Raw genomic sequence first — 15179 nt, 5'->3', positions numbered from 1 at the left:
CCGAAGATCAGCCGGGCTGAAATCGCCTGAGCAGGTTAAGGTGTGCCCATGATCACGATGAAGCAGATCGCCGAACGCACAGGCGTGTCCGTCTCCACGGTCTCCCTGGTGCTCAACGGCCGCGACAAGGGCAGGGTCAAGTCGGAGATCGCCCGAAAGGTGCGCAACACAGCCAAAACCCTGGGCTATCGGCCCAACCCCATGGCCCGGTCCCTGCGCACCAGCAAGACCGGCATGCTGGGCTTCATCAGCCAAGAGGTGGCCACCACGCCATACGCCGGCGCCATCATTCAGGGTGCGCAGGATGCGGCAGCCGAGCGCGGCTATGTGCTTCTCACCGTCTCCACCGACGGGGGTGTTCGGGAAGCCGAGCAGATCCAGGCCCTGAAGCGCTATGGGGTGGACGGTTTCCTCTTCGCCAAGATGTATGACCAGGATGTCGACCTGCCCCAGGCTCTGCGCTCCTGCCCTGCCGTGGTGGTCAACGCGGTGGAGCGGGCCGACCGTTGCCCCAGCATCGCCCCTGACGAGTTTCTGATCGGCTACGATGCCACCCGCCATCTGATTGAATCAGGCTGCCGCCGAGTGGCCTACCTGGGCACCACACAGGATCTGCCGGCGCAAGAAGACAGAATGCGGGGGTATCAGGCCGCTCTCAAGGAAGCTGGGTTACCTGCAGGCCAGTCCTTGATCCGACTGGTAGGCTTCAACCAGGATGCCATGGATCAGGCGAACGACCTGATGGACGACCAGCACCCCGATGGGGTCTTCTGCTTCAACGATTCACGCTCCATTTACCTCTACCAGGCGGCCGCAGCCCGCCATCTGTCCATCGGCAGGGACCTCAATCTGGTGGGCGTGGACAACCACCAGGTCATAGCCGAGACCATGGCACCTCCCCTGAGCACAATCGAACTCCCCCACTACGAGATGGGCTTCTGGGCGGTGCGACGACTGCTTGCGCAAATCAATCCCCGTCGCGTTGCCCTGCCTCTGCCCGAAACCCGTGCCGTCCTGCCGCCGCTCGATCAGGCTGGCGGGGTGCGCATCCATTGCGCCCTGATCCGCAAAGGTTCCACCCGCCTCGATGCTGCCTCAGACTCGGCCCCGGCCAGCGACTAAAGCCGAATCACACTCCCTCCTTAGCGCAAGATAGTAAAACAAGGTCGAATTCCGGAGGGCTTCGCGCCAATTGCCAATCGGCCAACATCCCCGCTAGCTGCTAATTGTGCTCACAGGCACGCAGAATGATTGTCAATCGTTTGACGTAAATCGATTGACGATTTACTATACCTACCAGGATTCGCTCTGCACACAGTAAGTGCATCGAACCGGAAAGCACTGCGGAGAAGCGGTGCGCAACAAGGAAAGAGGGGCAGCATGGCCACCAAATTATCGGCGTGGAGGAATCCATCATATTTGGAATCCTCTACCGGAATATTCTTCTTCTTCTGCGCCTGGGGCATCTGGTGGTCCTTCTACTCGCCATGGCTGATCAACGGTCTTGGCATGACCAACACCCAGGTCGGCAACATCTACTCCATCAACTCCGTGGGCACGCTGATAATAATGTTTGTCTACGGGGTAATACAGGACGAGCTGGGGGTCAAGCGTAGGCTCGCCATCTTCATCGCCGCCATTGCAGCGCTGGTCGGACCTTTCGTGCAGTTCATCTACGCCCCCCTCATGCATTCCAACCTGATCCTGGGCGCCGTACTCGGTTCAATCGTTCTATCCGCAGGTTTCATGTCAGGCTGCTCCCTGATCGAGGCCATCACCGAGCGGTACAGCCGCAAATTCGGATTCGAATACGGCCAGTCCCGCGCCTGGGGCTCCTTCGGCTACGCCATTGTGGCTCTGATCGCAGGGTTCACTTTCAACATCAACCCGATGATCAACTTCTGGCTGGGGTCCGCCTTCGGCGCGTGCATGCTCCTGGTCTACGCCTTCTGGATCCCCGATGAGCAGCGCGAGGAGATCAAGCGAGAGTCCACCCCCGAGGGCGAAAAGTCCCAGCCCTCTTTGCGCGACATGATCCATGTCCTGGGCATGCCCGCCCTCTGGCTCCTGATCGTCTTTGTAATCTTCACCAACACCTTCTACACGGTCTTCGACCAACAGATGTTCCCCAACTACTATGCCAACCTCTTCCCCACCCCGGAACAGGGTCACGAGGTCTATGGCATCCTCAACTCCATCCAAGTGTTCCTGGAATCAGCCATGATGGGCGTGGTTCCCATCATCATGCGCAAGATCGGCGTGCGCAACTCCCTTCTGCTGGGAGCTACGGTCATGTTCGCCAGGATCGGCCTGTGCGGCTTCTTCCACGATCCGGTCATGGTCTCTGTTGTCAAGCTCTTCCACTCCATTGAGGTCCCGCTCTTCAGCCTGCCTGCCTTCCGCTACTTCACTCTGCACTTCAACCCCAAGCTGTCCGCCACCCTTTACATGGTGGGCTTCCAGATCGCCTCCCAGGTCGGCCAGGTGGCCATGTCCACCCCGCTGGGCATCCTCCACGACCGCGCCGGCGACCAGGTCACCTTCTACACCATCTCACTGGTAGTACTGGTCGCCTTGATTTACGGCATCTTCGTGCTCAAGCGCGACGACCAGCAGGTGGACGGCGATCCCTTCATCAGGGATTCGCAGAAGTCCGCCGTAACCCAGGGCTGATCCCCATACCAACCATCATCAGCACCCATCCAACCCGAAAGGATTCAAGGATGAACCAGCCAACAACCAAGGAAAACGCCGACATGAGCGCTCAACTGGACAAGGCCCAGAAGAGCATCGACCGGCTCTTCGCCACCCGCAATGACCGCTGGTATCCCCAGTGCCACATCGCCTCCAAGGCCGGATGGATCAACGACCCCAATGGCCTGAGCTACTACAAGGGGCGCTATCATGCCTACTTCCAGCTCAATCCCTACGGGAGCGAGTGGGGCAACATGCACTGGGGGCATGTGTCCAGCGCCGATCTGGTCACCTGGCGGCGCGAGCCCCTGGCCATGGCGCCCACCCTGGAGGTCGAGAAGGACGGAGTCTTCTCCGGATCGGCCGTGGTGGGCGACGACGGCCGTCTGACCATCTACTACACAGGTCACCGCTGGCGCAACGGGGTCAACGATGACGACGGCAACCTCCAGGAGCAGTGCATGGCTGTCTCCTCAGACGGGATCCACTTCGAAAAGAAGGGGGTCGTGATCCCCTGCCCGGACGACAAGATCCTGCACTTCCGCGATCCCAAGGTGTGGAAGATGGGCGGGCTCTGGTACATGGTCTTCGGAGTCAGCACCCCCGCACAACGCGGCGAGATCTGGATGTACACCTCCAATGACATGGAGCACTGGACCTTCGACCGGGTGATCTACCGGCACCCCGACCCTGAGGTCTTCATGCTGGAATGCCCCGACATGTTCCCCCTGGAGGACAAGTGGGTGATCTGCTACTCGGCCATGGGCCTGAAGCCCCAGGGGTTCGAAGCCCGCAACCACAACAACGCCGGTTACGTGATCGGCAGCTGGCAGCCCGGCGGCGACTTCCATCAGGAGACTGAGTTCCACCTCTGGGACGACGGCCATAACTTCTATGCACCGCAGACCTTCCAGGCCCCTGACGGCCGTCGGCTGGTCTTCGGCTGGATGAGCCCCTTCACGGAACCCATCCCCATGCAGGAGGATGGCTGGTGCGGACAGTTCACCGTACCCCGCGAGGTCACCCTGGCCGGTGATCACCTGCGCTGCCTGCCGGTGCGTGAGTTCTCCGACCTGGACCAGGACAAGCAGGACTTCGGTCCCATCGAGCTGGAGGTCAACGGCAGCCAGGATCTGGTGAACGACGCGCAGACCGCCGACATCAATATGGAGATCGATCTGAACAAGTCGCAGGCCGAGCGCATCGGCCTGGAGATTCATCGGACCCAATCAGGTGACCACACGCTGGTCTGCTATGACGACCAGCTGGGCCGCGTGGTGCTCGACCGCCACTGCAACACCTATGGGGACCGTGGCTACCGCACTGCTCCCGTCGACAAGTCCTCGGGCAAGCTCAAGCTGCGCATCATCGTGGACCGGGGCTCGATCGAGGTCGTCGTAAACGACGGCCTGGAGATCATGTCCTCCTACTCCTTCCCCGCCGAAGGACCGCGCGGCATCCGCCTGATTGCCGAATCCGGCGAAGGCAAGGCCCTGATTAACTCCATCTCCATCGCCAAACTGGGCACCATCTGGGAAGAGCCGGATCGCTAATCCTACTTCCCTGGTCGGCATAGGAAAGGCCCGCTCCCTGAAATTGCTCAGGGAGCGGGCCTTTCTCTTGTAAAAACATCCTCATTTAAACACCTGTGGTCAGAACCAAGGAATCGAAGGATCCTAAAGAAGCGACAGTCCTTTGACAGTGACTGCTTGCACTTAATCGGCAGTCATGACTCGATCTCGGACCCCTTGATCTTCGGACCCGGAAGCCTGAACGAGGCTACCTCAGCCTCGGCTTTACTTGCCGACCTTGACCAGCAGAGCCATGAGGCCGGAGGCGATGGCCGCCGCACCCATGAAGAGGAAGGCTCCGACGAAGGAGCCGCCGGCGGCCTTGACCAGGTAACCGATGATCATGGGGGCCAGGAACCCGCCCAGGGTGCCGCCGGTATTGATGATGCCGATGGCGGAGCCGATGATGTGCGGGTCCATGATCTTGTGGGGCCAGGTGAAGATGCCGGTGAAGGCCACCACGGAGACGCAGGATACCAGGATCAGCAGCAGGAGGGAGAGCCAGATGTTGCGCGAGAAGACGAAGCAGACCACCAGGACGGCACTGATCACCCCGGCGCCCAGGATGGCCACCTTCTCCCTGCCCAGGAAGAGCTTCGAGAGCAGCTGACCAGCATAGATGGTGGCGACGGTCGTGAAGACCGCATTGACCGCCAGCAGGATGCCGGCCTGGCCAATCGTAAGGCCGAAGGTGTTCTTTATGAAGGTGGGCATCCAGGAGATATTGCCGTACAGGAGGATGTTGAGCAGAAGCATGGCCACGAAGAGGACCAGCACGTTCCGGTTCTTCAGGACCTCGAGGAACCCTGCACCCTTGGCTCCGGGCTTCTGGTCAACCTCGGGCTGGCGGGGTTTGGAGGGCACGAAGATCAGAATGCAGACAAAGGCCAGCAGATAGAGGGTGCCCAGCACAGCGTAGGCCAGGTGCCAGTTGATGGCGACCAGGTTGGCGCCCAGGACGAAGGCCAGGATGCCGCCGATGCCCGAGGTCGACAGGATCAGCGACTGTACGAAGGTGCGCCGTTCCTGAGGGAAATTCTCCGCGATCGACTTGGAGCAGGAGGGCGGGTAGCCTCCGTGGCCCATGCCGGCGAAGAACCGGACGATGATGAAGAAGGCCAGGCCATTGGCCAGGCCGAACAGGTAGCTGAACAGACCAATGATGATCATGGAGGCCATCAACACACGCTTGGCCCCAAGCCTGTCGGCCAGCCAGCCGCTGGGAATCTGCATGAGCGAGTAGCCCAGGAAGAAGGCCGACATAATGATGCCTGTCTGCCCCGAGTCAAGGTGGAACTGCTCGGAGATGGGGATGATGGCGGTCGAGATCATGTTCTTGTCCATGTACACGATCGAGTAACCGGCCATCAGGGAGAAGATCAGCGTTCCGCTCGCCGTTTTTGAGGATTGCTTGATTGCCATTGGTCTGTCATCCTTCAGTCGAAGCCGTCCGCCGCCGGGCAAAGTGATCCGCAGAGATCACCGTGTCCGGCGGCAGCCGAACGGTAGGTAAGTCAGTGGGGCATCACATCGTCAGGAATGACGACCTTGTACTCCTGACCGGCGAAGGTCTTGTCGAAGTCCTCCTTGGCGGCCTTGACCAGATCCGGGTCGGTAAAGGCATCGTAGGCAGTCAGAGCCAGGGTCTTGCCCGCAGCCAGCAGGCCCTTGTGGGCCACCGAGGACTTGCCGTTGGCCGCCCACTGCCAAGAGTGAGCAGAGGTGCCCTGGGGCTCGAACCCGCCGCTGAACTGGGCGGTGGGCGTCTGCCAGCTGACATCGCCGACGTCAGTGGACCCCGATGCCGTATCCGTGAAGGCCAGCGGATACTTCTTCAGAGCCATGGTGGACTCGGCCATCTTCCTGACTTCCTCATCCGGAAGATCGGGGAAGGCGGCCTTGGTACGGCTGAGCACCCGCTGCTTGCCGGCCTCGGGGACCGTGTCGGTGTAGCGGCGTTCGTAGTCCAGCTCCTGCTGGTCCAGGGGCAGGGGGCCGACGAGGTCCAGATTCCTGTCTATGGCCTCGGTCAGCGGATGGTTGGGGACGAAGTTGTAGCAGGCCGCATCGAACTCCTCCTTGACCTGGGTCTCGGTCATCAGGGCCGCACCCTGGGCGATCTTCTCCACACGCTTGAACAGATCCTGAGCCTGGTCCATCCTGGGAGCACGCACGAAGTAGTAGAGCCGGGCGTGGGACTGCACCACGTTGGCCGACTCGCCGCCTGCATCGATGAAGGCGTAGTGCACACGGGCCGCATCGATCATGTGTTCGCGCAGGAACTGCACGCCCACGTTCATCAGCTCCGCGGCATCCAGGGCGCTCCGGCCCAGCTCGGGAGCCGCAGCCGCGTGTGCCGGCACGCCGGTGAAGTCGAAGTAGGCCTGTAGGACAGCCAGGCTGGAGGAGCCCCAGGCCTGGGTCACATCCGAGGGATGCCAGGACAGGGCCAGGTCCAGCCCGTCGAAGACCCCGTCCCTGGCCATGAAGGCCTTGCCATAGCCCGACTCCTCAGCCGGGCAGCCGAAGACCTTGATGGTCCCCTTGAGCCCCTTCTCCTGCATGAAGGTCTTGATGCCCACGCCTGCCGCTACAGCGGCCATGCCCAGGATGTTGTGGCCGCAGCCTTGCCCGTTGCCGCCTTCGACCAAGGGCTTGTGCTCGCCCAGATCAGCCACCTGGCTGAGGCCTCCCAGGGCGTCGTATTCGCCAGTGATGCCGATCACCGGACGGCCCGAGCCCCAGGTCGCCACGTAGGCGTAGTCCATATGGCCCACGCCCTTTTCGATGTCAAAGCCCTCCTGCTCCAGCACCTTGTAGTGCTGCTGGACCGACTCCTTCACGGCAAACCGGGTCTCGGGGGTACCCCAAATATGATCGGCGGCCTCGATGAACTCCTGTGACTTATCTTCGATGATCTGCATGATGCGTTGCTTGTCGTCCACGCCTGTCACTCCTTCGCTTCGTTTGCTGCCCTGATTGCCACAGCGGATTTGGCTTGCTCCGCTGCGATAAGACACAGACTACCTTTCAAGGGCATTACGAGAGTGTTCAGGCGTGTAAATTTGGACGACTATGGCTAACCTCACAAAATCGGAGGCCTCATCTGCTTTAGGCTTGGCCCACCCCGCCGAACCGCCTGTCCCGGTGGATGTAATCGTCGATGGCCCGCCAAAGCACCTCGCGCCCACAGTCGGGGAAGAGCTCGGGCACGAAGTCCAGCTCCGCATAGGCCGCCTGCCAGGGCAGGAAGTTGGAGGTGCGCTGCTCCCCCGAGGTGCGCAGGACCAGGTCGCAGTCCGGTATGTCGGGGTTGTAGAGGTGCTGGGCGATCATCTTTTCGGTCACCTTGGATCCCTTGATCCGCCCGGCCGCCACCTCCCGGGCGATGTCGGTGGCTGCATCGGCCAGCTCAGCCCTGCCCCCGTAGTTGATGCAGAAGATCACATCGATCCTGGTGTTGTGCCGGGTGCGCTCCATGGCCGCCTCCAGCTCGTCGATGACCGACTTCCATAGCCTGGGCCGACGGCCCGCCCAGCGCACGCGCACTCCCCAGTCGTCCATCTGGGCCACCCGCCGGTGGATGATGTCCCGGGAGAAGCCCATCAGAAAGCGGACTTCTGAGGGCGAGCGCTTCCAATTCTCGGTGGAGAAGGTATACAGACTCAGGTATCGGACCCCTGCCTCGATGGCCCCGGCTATGGTGTCGAAGACGACCGGCTCGGCGGCCCGGTGGCCCTGGGTGCGCTCCATCCCCCTCTGTTTGGCCCAGCGGCCATTGCCGTCCATGATCACACCCAGGTGACGCGGGACTGAGCCCTCGGGAAACTGCGGGATACGAGCGGGATCGGAGAAGGGGGCTGCGGGCACGTCCAGGGAGGTGTAGTCGACAGGGTCAAAGCTCATGCTTCAAGAATCTAATAGCCTAAGGGACCTGATGGGCCGCTCCAGGTAATATTCGCCCCATTTCTCGACAAGACCATCGCAGAGGGGGGTTGAATCCCTGCCGTCCAACTTGGACCAGTCCCCGCTGCTCAGCGCCCGAAAGCGTGCCAGTGTGGCGGGATCCACCGCCACAGCGTCGGTGGGCCTATCCCGGCTGCAGACCACACCGCCGCCGGGCACCGAGAAATGGGTCAGCTGGTCGGTCCGGCCGCAGACGATGCAGGAATCCAGCCGGGGCCTCCAGCCCGCCAGCGCCAGGGAACGGAGCAGGTAGGAGGCACCGATGTCGCGGGGTCCATGCCGGTGACCTGCCAGGCTGGCCAGGGCGGAGACCAGCAGACGGTATTGCTCCGGGGCCGGCTCATGCTCGCCCACCACCAGTTTGTCGGCGGTCTCAAGCATGACGCCCCCGTTGGCGTAGAGGTCATAGTCGGCGCATATGGCATCCGCATAGGCGGCTATGCAGACGGCCTGGGAGACGATGTCCAGGTTGCGGCCACGGGAGATGAGCAGATCGTCACGCATGAATGGCTCCAGCCGAGCGCCGAAACGGGATTTGGTCCGTCGAACCCCCTTGGCCACGGCCCTGACCTTGCCGTGTCCCCTGGTCAGAATGGTGACGATCCGGTCGGCCTCGCCCAGTTTGACCGTTCTGAGGACCAGGCCCTCGTCACGATAGATGGCCACGACGGTCCCGTCCTTTCATTGGTAGATGAACAGGCCCCAGAAGGCGAAGATCAGCAGGACTCCGAACATGGCCAGGGTGGTGACGATGAAGAGGGCAATGCCAAAGCGGGTGGAGGCCAGAACAGGCCTGGGATCCAAGTTGCGCATCTGCTGACGCAAAGTGGGGCCGCCGGCCTTGCTTGTGCGGACCCGGTCGGGAAGCCGGTCCAATCCCCTCAGGGAGGCGACCTCGACCATGCGGGCGAAGGTGCGCGACCAGGCCCAGATGACCAGGGCGCAGACCACCTGGATGACCGGCCAGCTCCAGTAGCTGACCCCGGCCTGGTCGGGCACGCCGCCCCATCCCAGTCGTACCACCGCCATGATGACCTGACCCAGACCGGCCCCGAAAAGGACCAGGGTAGCCAGGGTGGTGCCGGTGATGGTGACCAGGGTGCCGCCGAAGCCATGGCTGAAGCCCAGGACCGGGTCCTTGTGTCGTCGCAGGCGGAACAATTTCATCAGACCGGCCACCAGGGCCATGACCAGGGCCGCCAGCAGAAGCACCAGGGTCAGCAGGTGCAGGACCAACATATAGATGGTCAGCGAGCGCCGCCCCCGCAGGTCAGTGGGCACGGCTATGGACTGGTGGATGGTGGCCCCACCCACGCTGGGGCTGGTCTGGTGCAGGCCATGGACCTGACCCACCGCCCAGTCGACCATGTCCTGCTGGTAGTGGTCGGCCAGGGGCGTGCCGGTCCGGGCTTCATCCCCCAGCCGCAGCACATGGTTGGAGACCGGGTAGGACCGCACAGTGACGTTCTCATTGCCCGAGACATGGGCCTGGGAGAGCACGCGCTGCACCCCCTCCACCTGGGCGGTCATGACATCCTTGGCCCCGTAGGCCAGCAGGGTGGGAATGGCATAGGTGTTGCGGTCGGTGGGATCGATATCCAGATTATTCAGGCCCAAGAGGGAGGCATCGGTGCTGAAGAGCCGACGGACCACCGACTGGTAGCCCTGGTTGGCCCCGGCGATGGCGAAGTCCTGGGCCACGAAGAAGCCCATGGCGTGGCGCGGGGAATAGACCATGGGGCTGAGCAGGATCTGGAAGGCGATCCGGTGGTCCATGGTCAGCAGCATGGCGGCGATCCAGGTGCTCTCGCTGGTGGCATAGATGCCCACCTTGGATGCATCCACATCATCCCGGTCGCGCAGCAGGTTGGCAACCCGCTCGTAGGCCTTGGCCGAAGCAGGATAGTCCCGGTCGGCATCCGTGGTGGACCAGACCGGCTTGTCCAGCACGGCGGTGACGAAACCGGCAGAGGCCAGGGTCCGGGCCACGTCCCCGAAGGAGTTGTCGCAGGTGCCGTATCCGGCGCCATGCATGAAGACTACTGCCGGCCGATTCCCTGAAGCCCCCTTGGGGGTGCGGATCAGAATCCGGATGCGCTGGTGCTCCCCAGTGGCGGGCCTTTCCACGCTCAGTTCCTGGTGACGGGATTCGACCTGGTACTGCCCCACTGTATCCCTGTCAACCCCGGCAGGCCAGTCGAAGGTGACCGCGGTGTCCGGAGTCAGGGTGGGAAAATTCTGATCCACTGGTTCGTATTTCCAGGGAACGGCGGTCAAGTGGGAGACAGAGACCAGCAGGCCCATGAGGATGATGAAGACGGGCAGGCTGGTCATCAGCCGCCTGACCCTGCTCCACCCGCTTGCAGGGAGGGAACGCTCAACCTCTTGGGACACGTCGGTCATTGTAGCCGGTGGCGGGGATGGCGCTTACGCCCTCAGCTGGCACGGCCAGTGACCGGGACCACCATGGGGCCCGCCTCCGGCAGGGTTTCACCCTCGGCCGCAGCCTTGGCATCCATCTGGGCGGCGATTTCCTTGGCCCGTTCCAGCAGGGTGGGGACGATCTGGTCCTCAGGCACGGTCTGCACCACCTTGCCCTTGATGATGATCTGACCCTTGCCGTTGCCCGAAGCCACTCCCAGGTCGGCCTCCCTGGCCTCGCCTGGTCCGTTGACAATGCAGCCCATGACAGCCACCCGGATGGGGGCGGTGATGTCCTTGAGCCCCTCGGTGACCTCCTTGGCCAGCTCGATCACATCCACCTGGGCCCTGCCGCAGGAGGGGCAGGAGATGATGTCGAAGTGGCGCTGACGCAACCCCAGATATTCCAGAATCTTGCAGCCCACCTTGACTTCTTCCACAGGCGGTGCGGACAGGGAGACCCTGATGGTGTCGCCGATGCCTTCGGCCAGGAGCGCGCCGAAGGCCAGGCAGGACTTGATGGTCCCCTGCCAGGAGGGCCCGGCCTCGGTCACGCCCAGGTGCAGGGGCCAGTCGCCCTTGGAGGCCAGGAGCCTATAGGTCTGGACCGTGGTGACGGGATCGTGGTGCTTGACGGAGATCTTGAAGTCGTGAAAGCCCACGTCCTCGAACATATGGGCCTCTTTCAGGGCCGAGGCGACCAGGGCCTCGGGGGTGGGGCCGCCGTAGCGGGCGTAGATGTCCTTGTCCAGGCTGCCGGCGTTGACGCCGATGCGCAGGGAGATGCCCGCGTCGGTGGCCGCCTTGCAGATCTCGGGGCCGACCTGGTCGAACTTGCGGATGTTGCCCGGGTTGACCCTGACGGCTGCACAGCCGGCATCGATGGCCTGGAAGACGTACTTGCTCTGGAAGTGGATGTCGGCGATGACCGGGATGGGCGACTTCTTTGCAATGATGGGAAGCGCGTCGGCATCGTCCTGGCTGGGTACAGCCACCCGCACGATATCGCAGCCGGCGGCGGCCAGCTCGGCGATCTGCTGCAAGGTGGCGTTGATGTCAGCGGTGACCGTATTGGTCATGGACTGCACCGAAATAGGGGCTCCCCCGCCGACCGGCACAGACCCCACCATGATCCGACGGGAGCGGCGACGAGGATGCAGCGGAGTCTGGCTGATGGCCTGCTCGCCTGTCTTGCGGAACCCCTGGGAGGATGTTGACTGTTCGGTCTTGGGAATGCTACTCACGCTGTCATGTCTATCAAAGCATCAGCCCTTTGGCGTGCCTCATGCTCGACTTGCTCCATTACCTCCACGGATGTGAATGTTCCCGGAAGATGCGTTTCCATGGCATCCATGACCGAACGGATGGTTTCGACGATGCTTAGGTAGGGCAGCCGGTGATCCAGGAAGGCCCTGACCGCCTGCTCGTTGGCGGCATTGAAGACCGCAGTCATGGGCTCGCAGCTGCCCAGAGCCCGCCTGGCCAGGTTGACCGCCGGGAAGGCCTCGTCGTCCAGGGGCTCGAAAGTCCAGGTGCTGGCCTCGGACCAGTCGCAGGCCGCAGCCACATTGTCAAGACGGGCGGGTGCCGACAGGCCCAGGGCGATGGGCAGACGCATGTCAGGAGGCGAAGCCTGGCTTATGGTGGCCCCATCCTGGAACTGGACCATGGAGTGGACCACGGACTGGGGGTGGACCACCACGGTGATTCGTTCGGGCTCTATCCTGAAGAGCCTGCTGGCCTCGATGACCTCCAGACCCTTGTTGACCATGGTGGAGGAGTTGATGGTGACCACCGGACCCATGGACCAGGTGGGATGGTTCAGGGCCTGCTCAGGGGTGACCTCGCGCATGTCTTGGCGGCTCCAGCCCCGGAAGGGACCTCCCGAGGCGGTGACCACCAGACGGGCCACCTCCCCATGCTGCCCCGAACGCAGGGACTGCCAGATGGCCGAATGCTCGGAGTCGACCGGGTTGATCTGGCCCGGCCTTATCTCGGCGTCAAAGAGCAGATGGCCGCCCGCCACCACGGACTCCTTGTTGGCCAGAGCCAGCTGGGATCCGGCCTGCAGAGCCGCGATGGACGGACGCAGACCGACTGATCCGGTGATGCCGTTGAGGACCAGATCGCTGCCGGAACCGGCCAGAGCCTGGACCGCCTCCATGCCTGCCTCTACATGGATACCGGTCAATCCCAAGATATTGAGAGCCTGCTGCAGGGCCGGAACCTGGGCCTTGTCGGCCAGAGCCAGACGGGTCACGCCAAAATCGCGGGCCTGGCGGGCCAGGAGCTCGACATGCGCGCCACCTGCGGCCAACCCGGTCACCTGGAACCGATCCCTATGGCGACTGATCAGATCCAGGGCCTGAGTGCCGATGGACCCCGTGGATCCCAGGATGACCAGACTGCGAGACCGATCGGCATCGACCCTGGGCGACCAATCCACCAAGGTACGTTCTCGTCCGACTGACAAACCGTCCTGCCTGCCTTCACTGCCTGTATTCACTGCTGTCAGATGACTCATCGACCGCCTTTATCCTGCTCCCCCTCGTCGCCGAAGGCCGGGAAAGAAATATCGGGGATGTCCAGATCCATCTTGGGCAGATCCTGGTTGAGCAGCGAAGCCAGGTAGGAATCCGGGTCCTGGTCCTGCTTGTTCCCCTGTGTATTTTGCGAATACCGGGGCTTGGCCCAGTCGGGCGTATCCGTGCTGGTTCCGGCTGTCTCAGCCCAAGGACGCTCCTGGACCTCAGGCGCTGCAGGTGCTGGTTCCTCATAGTTGCCCAAGGGTCCGCCTGCGCCTAGAGGACCATCGACGAAGGGCGAGGAGATGATTGAGGTGGACCCGGGTGTAGACGAGCCGTCAGTATCAGCCCCTGTCGTCGAAGGAGGCACTGGCGATTCCGGCCTTGTTGTGGAGGTGAAGAAACCCTCCCCTGCCGAAGTAGGCGGGGTGGAGGCTACGGGTGCCGAAGGGGTCGGCTGGAATACAGCAGGCTCAGGAGTCTGTGGTGCAGGCGAAGGCGAAGAAGGCGCCACCGGGTTGAAAGGCACGGATTGAACAGCCGACGCGGGTGTCGCGGACGCTGCAGTGGGAGCCACAGGATTGTGGCTGGTTGGCGCAGGGGCCGGCTGGGCGGCCGCAGGCGGCACGGAGGCGGGCATGACCGATTCCTGTTGACCGGAGACAAGGGGATTGGCAGGGGTGGGATTGGTTGAAGCAACGGGGGCTGGGGCTCCGCCGCTGACGCCTGCTGAGGAGGCAGGAGCAGCTGCCGCCGATGCTGCCGGGGCCGTACCAGCGGCTTCCTGGGCCAGCCGCTGGTTGACCGCCGAAGCCAGAGCACTCAGGGAACTGTTGGGTTGCGCCGTCGGCGCCGTAGATGCCGTCTGCGGGCTGGCTGCCGGAGCCTCGAAGATGGCCCGCTCTGCCTGGTGCAGTTGGGCGAAATCGTCCTGACTGCCCTGATCGCCTGCGACAGCGGAAGCATTGGGGATGCTCCAGGCGGGTGCCTGGCTCTGTCCGATCAGTGGCTGAACGCCCGAAGCTGAAGGGTCCTGAACCGGCAGCTGCGACTGCGCGGGAACAGCAGCGGGCGCCGTTGCATTGGCTCTGTCCCTCTTGGCCCTTTCGCTGACCCTGGCAAAGGACTCCAGCTGCTCCAGAAGCTCGACGGCCTTGGCCAGGAAGAAGTCCACCTGGCGCTCGTCATAACCCTTGGGCCCCCGACGCTGGGTGAAGATGACATTGGAGACGCGGTCAGCCGTGATGTCGGTGTTCCTCGACTTGCCCGAATCCGTCTTCCGTCCCTCCTGCAGGTTGAGCTGGTCAGAAGTCTTGTTGAGGACCTGCTCGATCAGCCGCTCCACCTGTTTGCAGTCGTATGAGGGCATGCCAGGATCCCCACGCTTGAAGACGCTGCCCGAGGGCCTGCCGGCATGGGTGGTCAGCTCCGATTGCAGACTGACCATTCTGGTCGTCCAACCATCCACGCCCACCCGGGCTATCTCCAGGCTGGTCTGTCGGTCGGAAATCACCCTCTCCAGCCGCGAGAGGGCGGCATCCACCTGGGTGATGATATAGCCGTTCTTGCACAGATCAAAGGAGGCGTTGGCTATCTCCTCCTGGGTCAAATCGGGGTCCTGGCTCTCATAGAGCGAGTGAGCCCGCTCCAGGAAGGCGTCCACCTGCTTGGTGTCATATCCCCACTTGCGCTTGCCCGAGCGCGCGATGGTCGCCTCGGTTCCACGGGCATCAGGCTTAGCTGACATCAGGCATCGACCTCCTGACCTTTCTTGCCAACGATCGTCGTGCATCGATTCTACGTGAGCGCTAAGACGCGATTCCGGGCATGCCCCCTGAAAACCCCTGTGGTCCCGCCCGGACTCGAACCGGGGACATCCACCGTGTAAAGGTGGCGCTCTAACCAACTGAGCCACGGGACCAGCACACTACCTTAGCAGAATACACGGTGACAAGGCCGCACGGTGCGGCTATAATCCACTAGGAATTCGCGGGCCTTGTCC

11 protein-coding genes and 1 tRNA gene are annotated in these 15179 nt (G+C 62.7%); 3 read left to right on the top strand and 9 right to left on the bottom strand.

The window, feature by feature from the left end:
- Window positions 1–48 precede the first annotated feature (48 nt).
- From H3V04_RS00845 to H3V04_RS00835, 3 genes are all read left to right on the top strand, one after another.
- Complete coding sequence (locus tag H3V04_RS00845; protein ID WP_198186910.1) at window positions 49–1122, top strand: LacI family DNA-binding transcriptional regulator; 1074 nt, start codon at window positions 49–51, stop codon at window positions 1120–1122.
- 258 nt (window positions 1123–1380) lie between these two features.
- Entirely contained in the window at window positions 1381–2673 is a 1293-nt protein-coding gene (locus H3V04_RS00840) for an MFS transporter (RefSeq protein ID WP_198186909.1), read from the top strand.
- A gap of 50 nt (window positions 2674–2723) precedes the next feature.
- Complete coding sequence (locus tag H3V04_RS00835; protein WP_198186908.1) at window positions 2724–4247, top strand: glycoside hydrolase family 32 protein; 1524 nt, start codon at window positions 2724–2726, stop codon at window positions 4245–4247.
- A 243-nt stretch (window positions 4248–4490) separates the two neighbouring features.
- On the opposite strand, the gene H3V04_RS00830 is transcribed toward H3V04_RS00835, so the two are convergent.
- The 9 genes from H3V04_RS00830 to H3V04_RS00790 all read right to left on the bottom strand — a co-directional run bounded on the left by H3V04_RS00830 (window position 4491) and on the right by H3V04_RS00790 (window position 15098).
- Window positions 4491–5687: an MFS transporter gene (locus H3V04_RS00830; protein WP_154313341.1), complete on the bottom strand. Its 1197-nt coding sequence runs from the start codon at window positions 5685–5687 to the stop codon at window positions 4491–4493.
- 92 nt (window positions 5688–5779) lie between these two features.
- Window positions 5780–7210, bottom strand: a complete 1431-nt coding sequence (locus tag H3V04_RS00825) for an amidohydrolase (RefSeq protein WP_198186907.1) — start codon at window positions 7208–7210, stop codon at window positions 5780–5782.
- Between the two features lie 166 nt (window positions 7211–7376).
- The gene (locus tag H3V04_RS00820) at window positions 7377–8171 is read right to left on the bottom strand and encodes an isoprenyl transferase (RefSeq protein ID WP_198186906.1); all 795 of its coding nucleotides are present in this window, start codon (window positions 8169–8171) and stop codon (window positions 7377–7379) included.
- Window positions 8172–8174: 3 nt separating this feature from the next.
- Entirely contained in the window at window positions 8175–8897 is a 723-nt protein-coding gene (recO, locus tag H3V04_RS00815) for a DNA repair protein RecO (protein ID WP_198186905.1), read from the bottom strand.
- 15 nt (window positions 8898–8912) lie between these two features.
- A complete protein-coding gene (locus H3V04_RS00810) occupies window positions 8913–10565 on the bottom strand; it encodes a S9 family peptidase (protein ID WP_198187471.1) in 1653 nt (550 codons plus the stop codon).
- Between the two features lie 101 nt (window positions 10566–10666).
- Window positions 10667–11896, bottom strand: a complete 1230-nt coding sequence (gene ispG, locus H3V04_RS00805; protein ID WP_198186904.1) for a flavodoxin-dependent (E)-4-hydroxy-3-methylbut-2-enyl-diphosphate synthase — start codon at window positions 11894–11896, stop codon at window positions 10667–10669.
- Entirely contained in the window at window positions 11893–13176 is a 1284-nt protein-coding gene (gene dxr / locus H3V04_RS00800; protein WP_232342398.1) for a 1-deoxy-D-xylulose-5-phosphate reductoisomerase, read from the bottom strand. Before dxr ends, ispG begins: the two co-directional genes overlap by 4 nt.
- Window positions 13173–14924, bottom strand: a complete 1752-nt coding sequence (locus H3V04_RS00795) for a DivIVA domain-containing protein (RefSeq protein WP_198186903.1) — start codon at window positions 14922–14924, stop codon at window positions 13173–13175. Before H3V04_RS00795 ends, dxr begins: the two co-directional genes overlap by 4 nt.
- A 100-nt stretch (window positions 14925–15024) precedes the next feature.
- Window positions 15025–15098 (bottom strand) — tRNA-Val (locus H3V04_RS00790).
- Window positions 15099–15179 lie beyond the last annotated feature (81 nt).

This window comes from Bifidobacterium sp. M0353, assembly GCF_016100645.1.
GTDB lineage: Bacteria > Actinomycetota > Actinomycetes > Actinomycetales > Bifidobacteriaceae > Bombiscardovia > Bombiscardovia choladohabitans.
The sequence above is the reverse complement of the archived record's forward strand: the minus strand, read 5'-3'. Positions and strand labels throughout refer to the sequence as shown.